This is a genomic window from Ralstonia sp. UBA689 (genome assembly GCF_002298975.1).
Taxonomy (GTDB): Bacteria; Pseudomonadota; Gammaproteobacteria; order Burkholderiales; family Burkholderiaceae; genus Ralstonia.
In genome coordinates this window covers 38733-57257 of record NZ_DBMV01000021.1, presented here as the reverse complement: position 1 = coordinate 57257, position 18525 = coordinate 38733, and the positions used below count along the sequence as shown (strand labels likewise).

The 18525-nt window shown below is 64.6% G+C and carries 17 protein-coding genes; 5 read left to right on the top strand and 12 right to left on the bottom strand.

The features are described 5' to 3' along the window. Positions 1–50: 50 nt before the first annotated feature. The 3 genes from B4F51_RS09060 to B4F51_RS09050 form a co-directional block, all read right to left on the bottom strand. Positions 51–1892 carry a methyl-accepting chemotaxis protein gene (locus B4F51_RS09060; protein WP_296224882.1) on the bottom strand — a complete coding sequence of 614 codons (1842 nt, stop codon included), beginning with the start codon at positions 1890–1892 and terminating at the stop codon, positions 51–53. A gap of 115 nt (positions 1893–2007) precedes the next feature. Then, entirely contained in the window at positions 2008–2841 is an 834-nt protein-coding gene (gene dkgB, locus B4F51_RS09055; RefSeq protein WP_296224879.1) for a 2,5-didehydrogluconate reductase DkgB, read from the bottom strand. 30 nt (positions 2842–2871) lie between these two features. Next, positions 2872–4074, bottom strand: coding sequence for an MFS transporter (locus B4F51_RS09050; protein ID WP_296224877.1), 1203 nt, complete (start codon positions 4072–4074; stop codon positions 2872–2874). Positions 4075–4175: 101 nt separating this feature from the next. Here B4F51_RS09050 and B4F51_RS09045 point away from each other — a divergent pair, with 101 nt between their 5' ends. From B4F51_RS09045 to B4F51_RS09035, 3 genes are all read left to right on the top strand, one after another. After that, positions 4176–5069, top strand: a complete 894-nt coding sequence (locus tag B4F51_RS09045; RefSeq protein WP_296224876.1) for a LysR family transcriptional regulator — start codon at positions 4176–4178, stop codon at positions 5067–5069. 100 nt (positions 5070–5169) lie between these two features. Next, complete coding sequence (mutS, locus tag B4F51_RS09040; protein ID WP_296224874.1) at positions 5170–7830, top strand: DNA mismatch repair protein MutS; 2661 nt, start codon at positions 5170–5172, stop codon at positions 7828–7830. Further along, entirely contained in the window at positions 7830–8900 is a 1071-nt protein-coding gene (locus B4F51_RS09035; RefSeq protein WP_296224872.1) for a hypothetical protein, read from the top strand. The genes mutS and B4F51_RS09035 overlap by 1 nt, the downstream gene beginning before the upstream one ends. Positions 8901–8944: 44 nt before the next feature. Here B4F51_RS09035 and B4F51_RS09030 read toward each other — a convergent pair whose 3' ends face one another. After that, a complete protein-coding gene (locus B4F51_RS09030; protein WP_296224870.1) occupies positions 8945–9472 on the bottom strand; it encodes an FKBP-type peptidyl-prolyl cis-trans isomerase in 528 nt (175 codons plus the stop codon). Between the two features lie 11 nt (positions 9473–9483). Between B4F51_RS09030 and B4F51_RS09025 the strand changes: the two genes are divergently transcribed. Both B4F51_RS09025 and B4F51_RS09020 read left to right on the top strand, forming a co-directional pair. Further along, positions 9484–10713, top strand: a complete 1230-nt coding sequence (locus B4F51_RS09025; protein WP_296224868.1) for a cupin domain-containing protein — start codon at positions 9484–9486, stop codon at positions 10711–10713. A gap of 239 nt (positions 10714–10952) precedes the next feature. Further along, entirely contained in the window at positions 10953–11186 is a 234-nt protein-coding gene (locus B4F51_RS09020; RefSeq protein ID WP_296224867.1) for a hypothetical protein, read from the top strand. Positions 11187–11318: 132 nt separating this feature from the next. On the opposite strand, the gene B4F51_RS09015 is transcribed toward B4F51_RS09020, so the two are convergent. From B4F51_RS09015 to B4F51_RS08980, 8 genes are all read right to left on the bottom strand, one after another. Further along, a complete protein-coding gene (locus B4F51_RS09015; protein ID WP_296224866.1) occupies positions 11319–12104 on the bottom strand; it encodes an MBL fold metallo-hydrolase in 786 nt (261 codons plus the stop codon). 34 nt (positions 12105–12138) lie between these two features. Next, entirely contained in the window at positions 12139–13338 is a 1200-nt protein-coding gene (gene bamC, locus B4F51_RS09010; RefSeq protein ID WP_296224865.1) for an outer membrane protein assembly factor BamC, read from the bottom strand. Positions 13339–13387: 49 nt separating this feature from the next. Then, complete coding sequence (gene dapA, locus B4F51_RS09005; RefSeq protein WP_296224864.1) at positions 13388–14272, bottom strand: 4-hydroxy-tetrahydrodipicolinate synthase; 885 nt, start codon at positions 14270–14272, stop codon at positions 13388–13390. Positions 14273–14390: 118 nt separating this feature from the next. Then, positions 14391–14957 (bottom strand): class I SAM-dependent methyltransferase, encoded by a 567-nt coding sequence (locus tag B4F51_RS09000; protein ID WP_296224863.1) that lies wholly within the window; start codon positions 14955–14957, stop codon positions 14391–14393. A 10-nt stretch (positions 14958–14967) separates the two neighbouring features. After that, positions 14968–16170, bottom strand: coding sequence for a tryptophan--tRNA ligase (locus tag B4F51_RS08995; RefSeq protein WP_296224862.1), 1203 nt, complete (start codon positions 16168–16170; stop codon positions 14968–14970). A 21-nt stretch (positions 16171–16191) separates the two neighbouring features. Beyond that, a complete protein-coding gene (locus tag B4F51_RS08990) occupies positions 16192–16857 on the bottom strand; it encodes a site-2 protease family protein (RefSeq protein ID WP_296224861.1) in 666 nt (221 codons plus the stop codon). Between the two features lie 57 nt (positions 16858–16914). After that, the gene (locus tag B4F51_RS08985; protein WP_296224860.1) at positions 16915–17538 is read right to left on the bottom strand and encodes an L-threonylcarbamoyladenylate synthase; all 624 of its coding nucleotides are present in this window, start codon (positions 17536–17538) and stop codon (positions 16915–16917) included. Positions 17539–17562: 24 nt separating this feature from the next. Continuing rightward, positions 17563–18423, bottom strand: coding sequence for a 3',5'-nucleoside bisphosphate phosphatase (locus B4F51_RS08980; RefSeq protein WP_296224859.1), 861 nt, complete (start codon positions 18421–18423; stop codon positions 17563–17565). Positions 18424–18525 lie beyond the last annotated feature (102 nt).

Sequence of the window (18525 nt, the reverse complement as noted above, 5' to 3'; positions counted from 1 at the left end):
AACAATTGTGCGGGCCGGCAGCAGGCAGGTACGCGATTGCACGCGCAGGATCAGAAGGTTTCCCAGTCGGAATCGTCGCCGGCAGCCACCAGGGGCTTGGCCTTGGCGAGGCTGGCGGGCACAGCCGCAATTGGCGCAGCAACCGAGGGCGTGTCGGCAGGCTTTCTATCGGCGGACTTGCTCAGCACCGGCGCCTTGCGTGACGTCAGCTTGGGGCTGGCCGCTTCAACGCTCGGCTTGGCGGGCTCGCGGCGCGGCGCCACGGTCTTGGGTGCAGCGGGCGCAGCAGGTGCGGCCACCGGCGCGGGCTTGGCAATCACCGCCGGTGTCGAGTGCAATGCAGCGGCATCCAGGCGGAACTGCGCGACGATCTGCGTGAGGCTCACGGCCTGCTCTTCCAGCGACTGCGCGGCGGCGGCGGCCTGCTCCACCAGCGCGGCGTTCTGCTGCGTGGCGTCGTCGAGCTGCGTGACGGCATGGCTCACTTCTTCGATGCCCGAGCGTTGCTCCTGACTCGCGGCGGAGATCTCCCCGACGATGTCGGTCACGCGCTTTACGCTCGCGACGATCTCGCGCATGGTCGTGCCGGCCTCTTCCACCAGCGCGCTGCCGGCATCCACGTTGACGACGGAATCATCGATCAGCGCCTTGATCTCCTTGGCAGCCGCCGCGCTGCGCTGCGCGAGGCTGCGCACCTCGCCGGCCACGACCGCGAAACCGCGCCCCTGTTCGCCGGCACGCGCCGCTTCCACGGCAGCGTTGAGCGCCAGGATGTTGGTCTGGAAAGCGATGCCGTCGATCACGCCGATGATGTCGACGATCTTGCGCGACGAGGTATTGATCGAGCCCATCGTCTCCACCACGCGCGTCACCACATCACCGCCGCGCACGGCCACGTCGGAGGCGGACGCGGCAAGCTGATTGGCTTGCTGCGCGTTGTCGGCGTTCTGCTGCACGGTCGACATCAGTTCTTCCATGGCCGAGGCCGTCTCTTCCAGCGAGCTGGCCTGCTGCTCGGTGCGCGACGACAAGTCCAGGTTGCCGCTGGCGATCTCGCGCGTGGCGGTGCCGATGGTGTCGGATGCGCCCTTGATGCGGCCGATGGTCTGCACCAGCGCACCGCGCATGCGGCCCATGGCGTAGAGCAGGCTGTGCTGGTCATCGGCGCGGGTGTGGATCTCTACGGTCAGGTCGCCGCCGGCAATGCGGGTAGCCACATCCGCCGCGTAGCCCGGGTCGCCGCCCAGCGTGCGAAGCAGGCTACGGTTGGCAATCGTGCCCAGCACGACCAGCAGCCCCGCCACCAACACCAGCATGCCACCGGTCTTGTACAGCGACGTCATGAACGCCGCGTTGATGTCGTCTACGTAGACGCCGGTCGAGAACACCCAGTCCCACGGCTCGTAGCGGATGGCAAAGGCAGTTTTTGGCACAGGCTCCGTGCCGCCGACCTTTGGCCAGACATAGCTGGTAAATCCACCGTTGGGGTCGCGGGAGGCGTTGGTCAGGTTGATGTAGACGGGCGTGCCTTGAGCATCCTTGAAGCCGGATTGGTCCTTGCCGATGAAGTCCACCTTGATCGGGTGCATCACCACGATGTTGTTGGAACTGGTGATGGTGAAGTAGCCGTCCTTGTCGTAGCGCAGCGCCTTGAAGCGGTCCAGCGCCTGCTTCTGCGCCTCCTCCTTGGTCAGGGTGCCGCTCTTGGCCAGGTCGTCGTACTGCTTGGCCAGGTTCATGGCCATGGTGGTCACGCTGACGAGGCTGTTCTTGCGCTCCTCGATGCGAATCTCCCGCGCCTGATAGGCGTTGAATACCGAGATCAGGGTCAGCGCGACAAGGCTGATCACCAGCGGCAGCCAAAGCTTTTGGCGGAAGCTGAACTTGCTCATTCCAGAGTCTCCGGGGCGGAAGCCACCCGCGCAATGTGCGCAAAGCATCTCCCATTGGTTTTAGAAGTCCGGATGGTCTATCGGCAACATGTTCAGCAATCTTGAGCTTGAACGCTCAGCCACCGGGCACCGATGCATCCCAATCGGGGGCGATGCCCGACGGGTTGGCGATGCGCTCACCGCGGTCCAGCGTGGCGATACGGGCCATGTCGTCACCGGTCAGGCGCAGCGTGCAGGCAGCCAGGTTGCTTTCCAGGTTGGCGCGGCGCGTGGACGATGGGATCACCGAATAGCCCTGCTGCATGGCCCATGCCAGCGCCACCTGGGCGGGCGTCGCGCCGTGCGCGCCTGCTATGTCCGCAATGACCGGATCAGTCAGCACCTTGCCCACGCCCAGCGTCATGTAGGACGTCACGTGGATGCCAACGCTTTGCGCGAACGCCATCACTTTGCGGTTCTGCAGATACGGATGCAGTTCGATCTGGTTGGTGGCGACGTTCTGCGTGCCCACGATATCGATGGCCTTCTTGAGCAACGGCACGGTAAAGTTCGACACCCCCAGCGCGCGCGTAAGTCCCAACTGTTTGGCCTCTGCCAAAGCGCCCAGGTACTCCGTCATCGGCACCTCGCCCTTGGGCGACGGCCAGTGGATCAACGTCAGGTCCACCTGCTCCGTGCGCAGCTTGGCGAGACTCTCCTTCAGGCTGGGGATGAGCTTGTCGGCCGCGAAGTTGCTGACCCAGATCTTGGTGGTGAGAAAGATGTCCCTGCGCGCCACGCCCGATTCGGCGATGGCCTGACCGACCTCGGCTTCGTTCTCGTAGATCTGTGCCGTATCGATGGCGCGATAACCAAGTTCCAGCGCGTTGCGCACCGAGTCGATCGCGGTCTGGCCCTTCAGGCGGAAGGTGCCCAGGCCAAAGACGGGGACGTTGAAAGCGTTGCTCATTGCATTGTCCTTGTGTTGATTGAAGTTGAATCAATGACCGGCGGGCATCGGGCCATCAAAGCGCGGGCCGATGCCGCTGCGGCGATCAAGCACGCCACTCCAGGAGGTCAGCCCCAGCGACACCAGCACCACCAGCGCACCAATCCACGGCGTATGCATCAGGCCCAGGTGGGTAACGATCAGCCCGCCAGCCCAGGCCGCGCCGGCAATACCCAGATTGAAGGCTGCAATGTTCAGGCCCGAGGCCACATCCACAGCCTGCGGCGTGAAGCGCTCGGCCTGCTTGACCACGTACACTTGCAACCCCGGCACGTTGCCGAACGCCACCGCCCCCCACAGCAACACCGTCGCCACGGCCGTCCACGGATGGTGCGCCGTGAAGGTGAACAGCAAGAGCACCGCCGCCAACAGCGCAAAGATGATCTGCAGCGCCGCGATCGGCCCCTTGCGATCGGCCAGCCGACCGCCCCACAGGTTCCCGGCTGCCACCGACACACCGTAGACCAACATCACCCAACCCACCGCCCCCGCGCTAAAGCCAGCCACGTCCTGCAGGATCGGCGCCAGGAACGTGAACGGGATGAACGAGCCGCCGTAGCCGATGGCCGTCTTGGCATAGACCATCAGCAGGCGCGGCTGCGCCAGCACCTTGGCCTGCTGCGCAAGCGAAGCCGGTGGCGTATGCGCGATGTTGCGCGGCACGAACAGCAGGCTGCCCACGAAGGCGATCACACCCAGCGCCGACACCGCCAGGAAGGTCTCGCGCCAGCCGAAATGCTGGCCAATGAAGGTGCCCAGGGGCACCCCGGTCACCAGGGCCACGGTCAGGCCGGTGAACATGATGGCGATGGCGCTTGCGGCCTTCTCCTTCGGTACGAGGCCGGTGGCAATGGTCGAGCCGATCGAGAAGAACACGCCGTGCGCCAGCCCCGTCAGCACGCGCGCCAGCACCAGCGATTCATACGTCGGCGCGCGCCACGCCAACAGGTTGCCCAGCGTGAACAGCGCCATGAGCGACAGCAGCAGCGTCTTGCGCGGCAAGCGCCCCGTCAGCGCCGTCAACACCGGCGCGCCGACGGCCACGCCCAGCGCATACAAGCTGACCAGCAGCCCGGCCGAAGGCAGTGTGACGCCCAAATCAGCCGCTACCGTAGGGATCAGGCCAACGATGACGAACTCCGTCGTCCCGATGGCGAACGCGCTCAGGGTGAGCGCAAACAAGGCAATAGGCATGGTGACCTCCGTGAAATCGATGGGTGGAGTGTCGCGTCGCCTGCCTTTGCAAAAAACCCCGCGTTGTGCAGAATACTTTTGACTTGGAATTGATAATCGCAATGAAAACCACGCTTGAAGAACTGCTCGCTTTCCGGACCGTGGTCGATACCGGCTCGGTCACCGCCGCCGCTGAGCAGCTCGGCCAGACCGTCTCTGGCGTGAGCCGCGCGCTGCGTCGGCTGGAAGAAAAGCTGGAAACCACCCTGCTCTCACGCACCACGCGCCGCCTGGTACTGACCGACGAAGGCACGCTCTTCCTGGTGCAAGCGCGGCAGATCCTCTCTGCCGTGGACGAAGCCGAAGAGCAGATCGCCCTGCGTCGCCAGCAGCCCGCCGGACGCCTGCGCGTGAATGCCGCCATGCCGTTCATGCTGCACGTGATCGCGCCGCTGGTGCCGGACTTCCGCGCGCAGTATCCGCAGATCGAGCTGGAGCTGAACACCAACGACCTGATCATCGACCTACTGGAAGAAGACACTGACGTCGCCATCCGCATTGGCACGCTGCGGGACTCCACACTGCGGGCGCGACTGCTCGGAACGAGGCGGCTGCGCGTGCTGGCAAGCCCCGCTTATCTGAAAGCGCACGGCCGACCGCGCAGCGTGAACGATCTGCAGAACCACGCCCTGCTCGGCTTCGTCCAACCCGAATCGCTGAATCACTGGCCCCTGCGCGGCCCGCACGGCGATCAACTGCGCATCACCCCCGCGCTGAAAGCCTCCAGCGGTGAAACCCTGCGCCAACTCGCCCTGCAAGGCGCCGGCATCGTCTGCCTGGCCGATTTCATGACCGCCGACGACCGCCGCCGCGGCGATCTCGTGCAGGTGCTGCCCGACGCTACGGTGGAGGTCCTGCAGCCCATCCACGCGGTCTGTTACCGCAACACGCAACTGGCATCGCGCATTGCGTGCTTCCTGGATTTTCTCGAAGCCCGACTCGCGCAAGCTGCCTGAGGTGAAACGGCATCGCGGGTATGCAACAATTGCGCGATTGAACACACTCCGCGCGCGACCAATCGATCGCGTGCCGCGCCTTAGTACCCATTTGCACCGCATGGCTGAACACTCCGCTCCGGCTCTGGAGATCGACCCGAAATACGGCCCCTTCGACAAGCACACCCCGATGATGCAGCAATATTTGCGGCTCAAATCGGGGCACCCGCACACGCTTGTCTTCTACCGCATGGGCGACTTCTACGAGCTCTTCTTTGAAGACGCAGAGAAAGCCGCCCGCCTGCTCGATATCACGCTCACCGCGCGCGGCAGCACCAACGGCATGCCGATCCGCATGGCGGGCGTGCCGTTTCACGCGGTCGAGCAATACCTCGCCAAGCTGGTCAAGCTGGGCGAATCCGTTGCCATCTGCGAACAGATCGGCGACCCGGCCACCACCAAGGGGCCCGTAGAGCGCAAGGTCGTGCGCGTCGTCACACCCGGCACGTTGACGGACGCCGCGCTGCTCTCCGACAAGGTCAACAACCATCTGCTGGCCATCGCGCACCTGCCGGGCAAGCGCGGCACCGCTCCGTTGATCGGCCTGGCGTGGCTCAACCTCGTCGGCGGTGAACTGCGCGTGATGGAGTGCAATCCCGACCAGCTTGAGCGCGAACTCGAACGCATCCGCCCCGCCGAGGTGCTGGCCGACGACGCCACCCTCAACGCCATCCAGATCGACGTTGCACGCACACGATTGCCCGACTGGCACTTCGATGTGGAAGCCGGCGCGCGCCGCCTGCGCGAACAGCTTGGCGTGGCCAGCCTCGTTGCCTTCGGCGCGGAAACATTGACAGCCGCGCTGGCCGCCGCCGGCGCGCTGCTGAATTACGCAGCCGCCACGCAGGGCCAGTCGCTGCGCCATGTGATCGGCCTGACCGTCGAGCACGAGAGCGAATTCATCGGACTGGATACCGCCACGCGCCGCAACCTGGAACTGACCGAAACGCTGCGCGGGCAGGAGTCGCCCACGCTGTTCTCGCTGCTCGATACCTGCTCGACCAGCATGGGCAGCCGCCTGCTGCGCCACTGGCTGCATCACCCGCTGCGCGATCGCGCGGTTCCGCAGGCACGTCAGCAGGCCATCGAGACCTTGCTCGACGGCGATTGGCAGACGCTGCGCGCAACGCTGCGCACGCTGTCGGATGTGGAGCGCATCACCGGGCGGCTGGCGCTGCTCTCCGCGCGCCCGCGCGATCTCTCATCGCTGCGCGATACGCTCGCACGCCTGCCGGAAATTCGCGAAGAACTGCCTCAGAACGATGCAGCGGCACTGCTGGCCGAGTTGTACGCCTCGCTCACCTTGCCCGAAGACGCGCACGCCCTGCTCCAGCGCGCCGTGATGGCCGAGCCGGCCGCCATGGTGCGCGACGGCGGCGTCATCGCCCGCGGTTACGATGCCGATCTGGACGAGCTGCGCGACATCTCCGAAAACTGCGGCCAGTTCCTGGTTGACCTGGAAGCGCGCGAGCGCGAGCGCACCGGCATCGCCAACCTGCGTGTCGAATACAACCGCGTGCACGGCTTCTACATCGAGGTCACCAACGGCCAAGCCGCCAAGGTGCCGGATGACTACCGACGCCGGCAGACGCTCAAGAACGCCGAGCGCTACATCACGCCCGAGCTGAAGGCGTTCGAAGACAAGGCGCTCTCAGCGCAGGACCGCGCCCTGTCGCGCGAGAAACTCCTCTACGAAGAATTGCTGCAGAAGCTGCTGCCGCACCTGGCCGAGTTCAAGCGCATTGCCGCCGCGCTGGCGCAGGCCGACGTGCTGGCGACGCTCGCTGAGCGCGCGCATGCGCTGTCGTGGTCCCGCCCGACGCTGACGGATGCGCCCGGCATCGAACTGACACGCGCTCGTCACCCGGTGGTCGAGCAACAGGTCGAACAGTTCGTCGCCAACGACTGCGTGCTGCAGGAGGCGCGCAAGCTGCTGCTCATCACCGGCCCGAACATGGGCGGTAAATCGACCTTCATGCGCCAGACGGCGCTGGTCGTGCTGCTGGCCTACGTAGGCGCCTTCGTGCCGGCGGAAGCTGCCACCATCGGCCCGATCGACCGCATCTTCACGCGCATCGGCGCAGCGGACGACCTGGCGGGCGGGCGCTCAACCTTCATGGTCGAGATGACCGAAGCCGCCGCCATCCTCCACCGTGCCACGCCCAACAGCCTGGTGCTGATGGACGAGATCGGTCGCGGCACCAGCACGTTCGATGGTCTGGCGCTCGCCTGGGCAATTGCGCGCCACCTGCTCTCGCACAATCGCAGCCACACGCTGTTCGCCACGCACTATTTCGAGCTGACGCAACTGCCGCAAGAGTTTGCGCAGGCCGCCAACGTGCACCTTTCCGCCGTCGAACATGGTGACGGCATCGTTTTCCTGCATGCCGTCCAGGACGGCCCGGCCAGCCAGAGCTACGGCCTGCAGGTCGCGCAGCTTGCGGGCGTGCCGCAGCCTGTCATCCGCGCCGCGCGCAAGCGCCTCGCTTGGCTGGAGCAGCATTCGGCTGACACCGGCGCCACGCCGCAGCTCGATCTGTTCGCACTGGCCGCCGACGCTTCCGTCGACGACGAAGACGACACTCCGGCCGAAGCGCAAGCCAGCGCAACCCACAGCGCGCTGGCCGATGCACTTGACGGTATCGACCCAGATGACATGACGCCGCGCGAAGCTCTGGAAGCGCTGTACCGGCTCAAAGTGCTGGCCAACCCATCCGCCTGATGACCCGGCCCGGCTCGGTTTCCCTCGCGCTAAAACACATTGCCGCTGCGTTGGCGATAGCGGTGCCGGTTGCCGTGCTGGCCGCGCCCAAGGAGAGCAAGGACCGCCCTGCCGCAGCGGCCGGTTTCACCTTCGCAGTCATCGGCAACGTGCCAGAACACCCCGAAGACGTGCCACCCACCCGCGCGCTGCTGGACGCCATCGACGCAGCGCACCCGGCTTTCGTCGTCCACCTCGGCAACCTGAAGGGTCGCGACGAATCGTGCGCCGACAACCTGCTCGAAGCCCGCCACGACTTGCTCGACAGCCTGAGCGCACCGCTGGTCTACATCCCGGGCGACCACGACTGGAGCGACTGCCAGCGCCCGGCTGCCGGCCGCTTCGACCCGGTCGAGCGCCTGCTGCGCCTGCGCGAGCTGTTCTATCCCGACGACAACACGCTCGGCCAGCGCGCCATGGCGGTCATGCGCCAATCCGACCAGGCCAAGTTCCGCAGCTATCGCGAAAACGTACGCTGGGAAGCCGACGACGTGCTGTTCGTCACCCTCAACGTGCCCGGCGACAACAACAACTACAAGACCGCCGGCGGCCGCAACGGCGAATACGAAGACCGTCTGGAAGCCAACCGCCAGTGGCTCGCGCGCGCCTTCGCCGTCGCACGCCAGCGCAAGCTGCCCGGCATGGTGATCATGATGCAGGCCGATCCGCTGTTTGAAGACGGATGGGAGCGGCACCGCTCACCGAACCTGCTGGATGGCCTGTTGCGCCGCCGTGCGCACGACGGCTACCTCGCACTCAAGCGCCAGTTGCGTGCTCTCACGCGTGACTACGACGGTGCCGTGCTGCTGATTCACGGCGCCAGCCAGACCTTCCTGCTCGACCGCCCCCTCAAGGATGAGAACGGCCGCCCCGACCCACACGTCATGCGGGCGCGCACCTACGGCTCGCCGGCGCTCGATCAATGGCTGGAAGTATCTGTCACGCCGGGCCGCACGCCGCTCTTCCACGTGCGCGGACGCCACATCGACAGCGAGCCGCCGCCCGAGGCGTCACCTGCGCCAGCGCAATAAAAAACGGGAGCCAAAGCTCCCGTTCTCATTTGTGCATCAGACGATCAGTGCAGCGTGTGCGGCTTATCGTCGTCCTCGTCCTCATCCACCACTTCAAGGCCATTTTCACCGTGCACGTGGCCGTGCTCGATCTCTTCGGCGGTGGCCTCACGCACGTCGGTCACCTTCAGATCGAAGCGCAGCGCCATACCGGCCAGCGGGTGATTGCCGTCCAGGACAACCTTATCCTCTGCCACATCGGTGACGGTGTAGACGATCGCGTCTTCCTCATCGCCATCCTCGGGCACGCCCTCGAACTGCATGCCGACTTCTAGCGGCTCCGGAAACCGATCACGCGGTTCGATCTTGATCAACTCCTGATCGTACTCACCGAAGGCATCATCGGGTTCGAGCTGCAGCTTGGCCTCGAAGCCTTGCTCATGGCCGTCCAGCGCTTCCTCGATCTTGGGGAACGTGCCATCATAGCCGCCGTGCAAATACACCATCGGCTCATCGGATTCCTCGATGACGTTGCCCTGCGCGTCGGACAGTTTGTAAGCCACCGACACCACCGTATTCTTCGCGATTTTCAATTGCGCACTCCATGAACGAAGTCTCATTATACGCTGCCGATGGCGGCGTCCAAACCGCCCTTGCCTTGGGGCGCCCGGCCCAGTTGCTGGGCGGCCTGTCGCCGCGCGATTTCATGCGCACGCACTGGCAGAAGAAACCGCTGCTGATCCGCCAGGCGCTTTCCCCCGAAGAGATGCGTGCGCTGCACTTTCCGCTGTCGCCCGAGCGCGTGCTGGCGCTGGCCGAACGCCCCGATGTCGAATCCCGCCTGATCGCCCAATCGCGCGGGCGCTGGTCATTCAACCACGGCCCTTTCGACGAGCGCCCCCTGCCCTCGCGCAAGACGCGCAACTGGTCCGTACTTGTGCAGGGCATGAATCTCGTGGAGCCGGCGGTCGAGGCGCTCATGCAGCGCTTCCGCTTCATCCCCGATGCCCGGCTCGATGACGTGATGATCAGCTTCGCCACCGACGGCGGCGGTGTCGGCCCGCATTTCGATTCGTATGACGTATTCCTGCTGCAGGCCCATGGCAAGCGTCGCTGGCGCATCTCCGCACAGGATGACCTCACGCTCGTGCCAGACCTGCCGCTAAAGATCCTTGCAAACTTCACGCCCGAAGAGGAGTTCGTGCTCGAGCCCGGCGACATGCTGTATCTGCCCCCGCACTACGCGCACGATGGCGTAGCCGAGGGCGACTGCATGACGTATTCGGTCGGCTTCCGCTCACCGTCGTACCGCGAACTGGCCGGCCACTTCCTCGGCTTCCTGTCGCAGACACTGGAAGATGATCCCAACTTCGAAGGCCGCTACGCCGATCCCGACCAGAAGCCCACCGAGCATCCCGCCGAACTGCCCGCGGCCATGGTCAAGGCCCTTGCGCAGAAACTCAATGCACTGCGCTGGACGCCCGAGCTGGTCGGCGAATTCCTGGGCGCGTACCTCTCCGAGCCGAAGGATCACGTTGACTTCATCACTCAGCCGCGCCTGCCGCTCACACGCTTTGCTGCCCGGGCACGCAAGGAAGGCATCGCGCTCGACTCACGTACGCAGGCGTTGTATGACAGCCAGCGTTTCTGGATCAACGGCGATACGTTCGAGCCTTCGGGTACGCTGCTTGCGTGGCTGTCTGCATTGGCAGACGACCGCCACGCGAGTGCGACGTCGGTCGACGCGGTAGCCGATCTGCCAGACCTGATGGATACGCTGCATGCCTGGTATGAAGAGGGTTGGCTGAGGCTCGCAGGGCCTGCGAAGCGTTGATTTAGCACTGAAACACATGGTTACAAAAGCGCACGAATCGAGGGCACGACAAGCCGGGCCCGGCTACACAGGGTGTGTAAAGGCCGCTATAATCCGTTGCTAGCTTGCAGCATGAGCCGCCCCGTGCGGCATGGCTGCCGGCACAGAAGAAGGTGTTGTACTAGAGCGATAATTACCGGTAATTATTCATCGCCCTTTCTGTTGGTTCGCTTTCCATATTCAGTTCAAGGATCGAAAAAATGAAAAAGTCTCTCCTGATCGCCTCGCTGATGGCTGCTGTGGCTCTGGCTGCTTGCGGTAAGAAGGAAGAAGCTGCTGCTCCGGCCGCTGCTCCCGAAGCCTCGGCTCCGGCTGCTGCTCCGGCTGCTTCGGAAGCCGCTGCTTCGGCTCCGGCCGCTGCTTCGGAAGCCGCTGCTTCGGCTCCGGCCGCTGCTTCGGACGCTGCTGCTTCGGCTCCGGCTGCCAAGCAATAATCGCGTTCCTCGCGAGACAAAAAAGCCGACCTTCGGGTCGGCTTTTTTGTGGGTAAGTGATAAGCAAGTCGTTACCAGCTCCACTCGCCATTCAAAGTTGTTTCTGAATCTTACAAGTCGCCCATCGTGCCGTCAGACAGCGTGCCAGGGCAGCCCTTCTTCCTGATCTGCGATCGGCACATCGCCGACCTTAACGCCCAGGGCCATGGCGATCGCCTGGCCCGCCAGTAGCGGCGTGTTGTTCTGCTTGGACAAGTGAGCGGCCACCACTGTATGCAAGGCCTCATGCCGCACGCGCTTAAGGATTGCGCTGGCGATGTCATTGGCCAAGTGGCCAAAATCCCCACCGATACGCTGCTTCAATGACCACGGATAAGCCGAGTTCGCCAGCATCTCGCGATCGTGATTGCACTCCAGCACGAGGGCATGCACGCCCTCCAGATGTGCGCACAGGTATTCGGTCGACATACCGGCGTCCGTCAGCACGCCCAAACGTCGCGCACCATCATTGAACACGAACTGCAACGGCTCACGCGCGTCGTGCGGCACGGTGTACGGCAGGATATGCAAATCACCAATGCTGAACACGTCATCGGCACGGCAAAAGCGCACGGCCGCACGATCGGCGCCGCGCAGGTTCACGGTGGCGCGATACGTGCCGTGGCTAGTCCAGACTGGGATATTGAATTTGGCGGCGACCGCATAGGCACTGCCGACGTGATCGCTATGCTCGTGCGTGACGAGAATGGCGTTGATGGATTCCGGAGCGCAACCCAGGCGTTCGAGCCGGCGCACGGTCTCGCGGATCCCGAATCCGCAATCGAGCAGGATGCGCGTGCACGTCGCTCCATCGGCGGATTCGACGAGCAGCGCATTCCCTTCACTGCCGCTGCCGAGGCTGGCGAATCTCAGTGTCATCGCCCACCCAGGCAGCCGTACTGCATGACGTCGATTACCGCAGTTGCTCGTCGAGCAGCGACAGGATGCGCTTGCCGATATCGCCCGTCTGCGCCGAGCCGTCGTCGTTCTGCACCAGCACCGTCGACGAGGCACCGCTATCCTTGACCACCACGCGGTATCGCTTGGCGCGCTTGAGGTCTTCGATCTTCGTGCCCGAGAACAGGCGCGAGAAGAAACCCGGCGCATTGGCTTCGGCGCGGGTGTCGGCGTAGCGGACGAAATACACGCCTTGCGAGCGGTCACGATCATCCACGGTGAAGTTCACGCGGTCGAGCGCCAGGCCCACGGTGCGCCACGCACGGTCGAAGGGTTCCGGCACCTGCAGCACCGGCTGGCCGTTCGCTTGCGCCATCAGCGACGGGCCGATACGCCGGGCAGGCTCGGCCGCCTTCGCGCCGTCTTCCACCGGGTGCGCGGCCTGCGTCTGTGCGAGCTTCTGCTGCGCGGCATCCTTGCTGGCGCCCAGGCGCTGCATCAGACGCGAGAGGAATTCAGCTTCGAGCTCCGGATCAGCCGGACGTGGCGTCCACACAGTCTGGTCCTTGGAAGACCCCACCAGTTGCTCCTGAGCGCCGCGGTGCGAGATGTAGACCTCGACCGTACCGTTCGGCCCCTTCTCGATGCGGGTGCGGAACTTGTCGCGCTCGCCGGTCGAATACAGGCCGTCGAACACCTTGCCGACCGTGCGGCGGATGATGTCCTGCGGAATCTTCGCGCGGTTCTCGGCCCAGTCGGTTTCCATGATGCCGGTCTCGGGTGAATCGATCACCAGCAGGAAACCGAGCTCTTGCCAGAACGTGCGCAGTTGCGGCCACAGCGCGTCGGGTGTGGTCTTCACGACCAGCCAGCGCTGGTTGCCGTCGCGCTCGATGCGCATGTCGGACACGGCGGGCAGCACGTTCTCGGTGCCCGAGCCTGGCGTCGTGACCTTGGGCGCAGTCGACGTATAGGCCGACAGCGTGGCCGTGCCCGTGTCCGGCGCGGCATAGCGGCGGTCAGCCTGGATGCCAGTCAGATCAGGCGGGACTTCCAGCGTCGGGCCCTTCTTGGCTTGAGACTTGTAATCGATGCGGTCCGGCTGCATCACCTCATTGACGGTATCGCAACCGGAAATCAGGGCAACCGACAGCGCGGCCAGCAACAGTTGAGCGGACGTCGCCACAGCCCCGCGACGAGTTTGGAGCAGTTTCATTGACTTGCGATCCTTCAGACGAGAACGATGGCTTGGAAGCCGGTGAACATCAGGAGAGCAGTCCGGCATCCTTCAGGGATGCGCGCACCACTTCGTGATACTGAGGCGCCAGCGGCGTCAACGGCAGGCGGATACCGCCTTCCATCTTACCCATGGCTTGCAGGGCCCACTTGACGGGAATCGGGTTCGACTCGACGAACAGGTTCTTGTGCACCGACAGCAGTTGCATGTGGATGCGACGGGCCGTCTCCACGTCGCCGCGCATGGCAGCGGCACACAGCTCGTGCATGGCTCGCGGCGCCACGTTGGCCGTGACGGAGATATTGCCATGACCGCCCAGCAGCATCAGTGCAATGGCGGTCGGATCATCCCCGCTGTAGATCTTGAACGAAGCCGGCGCGCCCTTGATGAGCTGCGCGGCACGGTCGATGTTGCCGGTGGCTTCCTTCACGCCGATCACGCCCGGCACCTCGGCCAGACGCAGCATGGTCTCGACCGTCATATCGGCGACGGTGCGGCCCGGCACGTTGTACAGGATGACCGGCAGGTCGACCGACTCGGCCACCTTGCGGAAGTGCAGATACATGCCTTCCTGCGTCGGCTTGTTGTAGTACGGCACGACCTGCAGCGAGGCATCGGCACCCACCTGCTTGGCGTAGGCCGTCAGCTCGACGGCCTCGGTGGTGGAATTGCCGCCCGTGCCGGCAATAATGGGGATGCGCTTGTTGGCCTGCTCGACCGCCACGCGGATCAACTCCCGGTGTTCTTCCACCGACACGGTCGGGGATTCACCGCTGGTGCCGACGATAACGATGCCGTCGGTGCCTTCGGCAATATGCCAATCGATCAGCTTGCGCAAGGACGAAAAATCAAGGCTGCCGTCCTCGTGCATGGGCGTGACGATGGCGACGAGACTGCCGGAAATCTGGATCATGGTTTCGGAAGGAAACAAAAGCGTCAACGTAAACAGGCGAATTGTACCGGAACGTCAAAACGAATTCGCCACATTGGAGGCCCGCTATGAGACGGGTAAGCCCAGGCCGTCAGCAACTTCAAAGTGCGTAGCGCGGGGCCACCACCCCAGCCTGCTCACGTACGGCGCAAATCCGCTGTACGTAAGCCTCTCGGGGCGATGAGACAAAGCCATCCTCGTAGCCGATCACGCGCAGTTGGCCCTGCACAGCGCCCAGTAATTCACCCGGCATCAGCAGGAATGCCGGATTGGACGGTTTGCCGACGGTTTCGTTTCCGATCGCGAAGGTTTCGTAGATCAACCGCCCGCCCGGCGCAACGGCCGCCAGCAATTGCGGCCACAGCGGCCGGTGCAGGTAGTTGGCAACGACCACGGCATCGAAGATCGCGCCCGCCGGCAACGGCCACGGGCCGCCTTCGATGTCGGCGACGATGGTCTCCGCACTGCCCGCGAGGCCGGCGAGCGCCGCTGCATCGCGATCAATACCGGTCACCCGCAGACCACGCGCCGCGAGCCAGCGCGCATGGCGGCCGCTACCGCAAGCCACGTCGAGCACAGACGCACCAGTGGGCAATTCAGCCGCCCAGCGCACCACCCACGGAGAAGGTGTAGCGAGCGTATGCGGATCGAACACGGCAGCAGACATCAACAACGCGTCAGCTATAGGCCAGGCCCATCGCCTCGCGTACCTCGCGCATGGTCTCTTGCGTGACCTTGCGGGCGTTGTCGCAGCCGTCAGCGATGATGGCGCGCAGCAGGGACGGATCGTCCATGTATTTCTGGGCGCGTTCGAGCATCGGTTGCTGCTCGCGCAGGATGCCTTCGATCACAGGCTGCTTGCACTCCAGGCAGCCAATACCGGCGCTGCGACAGCCCTTCTGCACCCATTGCTTGGTGTCGTCGTCGGAATAGACGAGGTGCAGTTGCCAGACTGGGCACTTGTCCGGGTCGCCCGGGTCGGTGCGGCGCACGCGGGCCGGGTCGGTCGGCATGGTGCGAACCTTTTTCTCGACAGACTCCTTGTCCTCGCGCATGCGGATCGTGTTGCCGTACGACTTGGACATCTTCTGGCCGTCGAGGCCGGGCATGCGCGATGCCTCGGTCAGCAGGACCTGCGGCTCGGGCAGGATGATCTTGCGAGCGCCTTCCAGGTAGCCGAACAGGCGCTCGCGGTCGCCCATCGAGAGGCTTTGCGATTCGGCCAGCAGCGCGCGAGCCTGCTCCAGGGCCTCGTCCTCGCCGCGCTCCTGGTAGGCGGTGCGCAACTCCAGATACAGCTTGGCGCGCTTGCCGCCGAGCTTCTTGGCGGCTTCCAGCGCCTTTTCCTCGAAACCGGGTTCGCGGCCGTACAGATAGTTGAAGCGGCGGGCGACCTCGCGCGTCATCTCGACGTGCGGCACCTGGTCTTCGCCCACCGGCACGAAGCCGGCGCGGTAGATCAGGATGTCGGCGGCCTGCAGCAGCGGATAGCCGAGGAAGCCGTAGGTGGAAAGATCCTTTTCCTTGAGCTTCTCGATCTGGTCCTTGTAGGTCGGCACGCGTTCGAGCCAGCCCAGCGGCGTGCCCATGGAGAGCAGCAGGAACAGTTCGGCATGCTCGGGGACGCGGCTCTGAATGAACAGCGTGGCCTGCGACGGGTCAACGCCCGCAGCCAGCCAGTCGATCAGCATTTCCCACACGGACTCCTCGATCACCTCGGGCGATTCGTAATGCGTGGTCAGCGCATGCCAGTCGGCGACGAAGAAGAAGCACGGGTACTCGGCCTGCAGCCGGACCCAGTTTTTCAGGACGCCGTGGTAGTGCCCCAGGTGCAGGGCACCGGTCGGACGCATGCCAGAAAGTACGCGATCAGGAAACATGTGGGAATGAAGTGTGGGGACTCAGGAAAACAGCATTTGCAGCGGGCTCAGGATCCACTGCAGCAGTTGGAACAGCAGCGCCATGATCGGACGCATCCAGACGTTGGTGATGACGTTGGAAATGATCAGCGCCATCACGATAAAGAAGCCGAATGGTTCAATGCGCGATAGACCCAGCGCGGCACGCGGCGGCAGGAGTGCTGCCAGCACGCGCCCGCCGTCCAGTGGTGGCAGCGGAAACATGTTGAACGCCGCCATCACCATGTTGACAAGGATACCCGCGCGCACCATGCCGATCAGGAAGGCCTCATTGACGTTGCCCACTGCCAGCAAGATGGCAAATACGCCCCAGACAATCGCCTGGACAAAGTTGGAGGCCGGCCCGGCCAGCGCGACCCACATACCGTGCCAGCGCGGATCGCGCAGGCGATCGAAACGCACCGGCACAGGCTTCGCATAGCCGAACACGAAAGCACCGTTGGTCGCGAAATACAGCAGCAGCGGCATCGCAATCGTGCCGATCGGGTCGATGTGCCGCAGCGGGTTAATGCTGATGCGGCCCATGACATAGGCCGTGTCGTCGCCAAAATGCTTGGCGACATAGCCGTGCGCCGCCTCGTGCAGCGTGATGGCAAACAGAACGGGGATCGCGTAGACCGCGATATTCTGAATCAGGGTGGCGTCCATAAGCCGGCTATTGTAGCAAGCGCATACGACGGCATATGTGCCGGCCAGGGCGCATCCCTACAAGCCAACGCGGGCCGGATCGCCGCGCCCCTTACGCACGAGTTCAGGCTCGCCGCCGGTCAGGTCGATGACGGTGGTGGGCTCGGCTGGGGCCGGGCCGCCGTCGATCACAAGTTCGAGCTGCTTCTCCAACCGCGTGCGAATCGCCTCCGCCTCGTTGAGCGGCTCGTCGTCGCCGGGCAGTTGCAGCGTGGCGGAGAGCAACGGCTCGCCCAGTTCGGCCATCAGCGCCAGCGGAATTGCATGATCCGGCACGCGCAGGCCGATGGTCTTGCGCGACGGATGCGACAGCCGGCGCGGCACCTCCTTGGTGGCTTCCAGCAGGAAGACAAAGGGGCCAGGGGTGGCTGCCTTGACGGCGCGATATTGCTTGTTGTCCACGCGGGCAAACGTGGCCAGCTCCGAAAGGTCCCGGCACATCAGCGTCAGGTGGTGCTTTTCGTCGATGCCGCGCACGCGGCGCAGGCGTTCGACTGCGGCCTTGTCATCCAAGTGGCAGGCCAGCGCGTAGCAGGAATCGGTGGGCAGCGCGACGAGGCCTCCCGCGCGGATGATCTCCGCCGCTTGGCGGATCAGGCGCCCTTGCGGCGTGGTCGGATGGATCTGGAAGAACTGGGACATGCGCAGTGTGGGTGAGTCGGCGGTCTACGACATCCACCGGCTCCACACCGGCGTCAGGTTGTCAGGCAGCGGCGGCAATTCGCCCAACTCGATGCGGCCTTCGCCTGGGCCGTGGAAATCCGACCCGCGTGATGCGAGCAGACCGTAGCGGCGCGCCACATCGGCGTAGTAGGCGTATTGATCGGGCGTGTGACTGCCGGTAACGACCTCGACGGCCTCGCCGCCCAGGTCCTTGAATTCATCGAAGAGCGCATTGTGCTCAACCAGCGAGAGCGTGTAGCGACCCGGGTGTGCCATCACCGCGGCGCCGCCGGCGCCTTTGATCCAGCCGATGGCGTCGGCCAGCCGTGACCAGCGATGCGGCACGTAGCCAGGCTTGCCTTCGCCCAGGTAGCGGTCGAATACCTCGGAGATGTCGCGGCAATGGCCGTGCTCGACCAGGAAGCGCGCGAAGTGCGTACGCGAAACCATGTCGGGATTGCCGGCGTAAGCGAGCGCCCCTTCATAGGCGCCCTCGATGCCGAGCTTGGCGAGCGCCGCGCTGATATCTTCGGCGCGGGCGCAACGGCCCGAGCGGGTACGCTCCAGTCCCCGCACGAGATCGGCATTTTCCGGATCGATACCCAGACCGACAATGTGCAGCGTACGCCCAGCCCAGGTGACCGAAATCTCCACGCCCGGCAGATATTCCATGCCGAGTGCCGTGGCGGCCTCTCGTGCGGCGGCCTGTCCACCCACTTCGTCGTGGTCGGTCAGCGCCCACAGCGTCACGCCATGCGCGGCGGCACGAGCGGCCACGTCTTGCGGCGCGAGCAGTCCGTCCGACACCGTGGAGTGGCAGTGCAGGTCGGCGTTGCGGGTGGAAGCAGCGGAAAGTTTCAGCATTTTGTGATTTTACTGCTGCGACGCGGAATCGGGGAGCCGCCCCTTGCTGCCGCGGGATACCGGGAAGACCTGACTACCGGTGGCGGTGTTGGCGATGCGCGG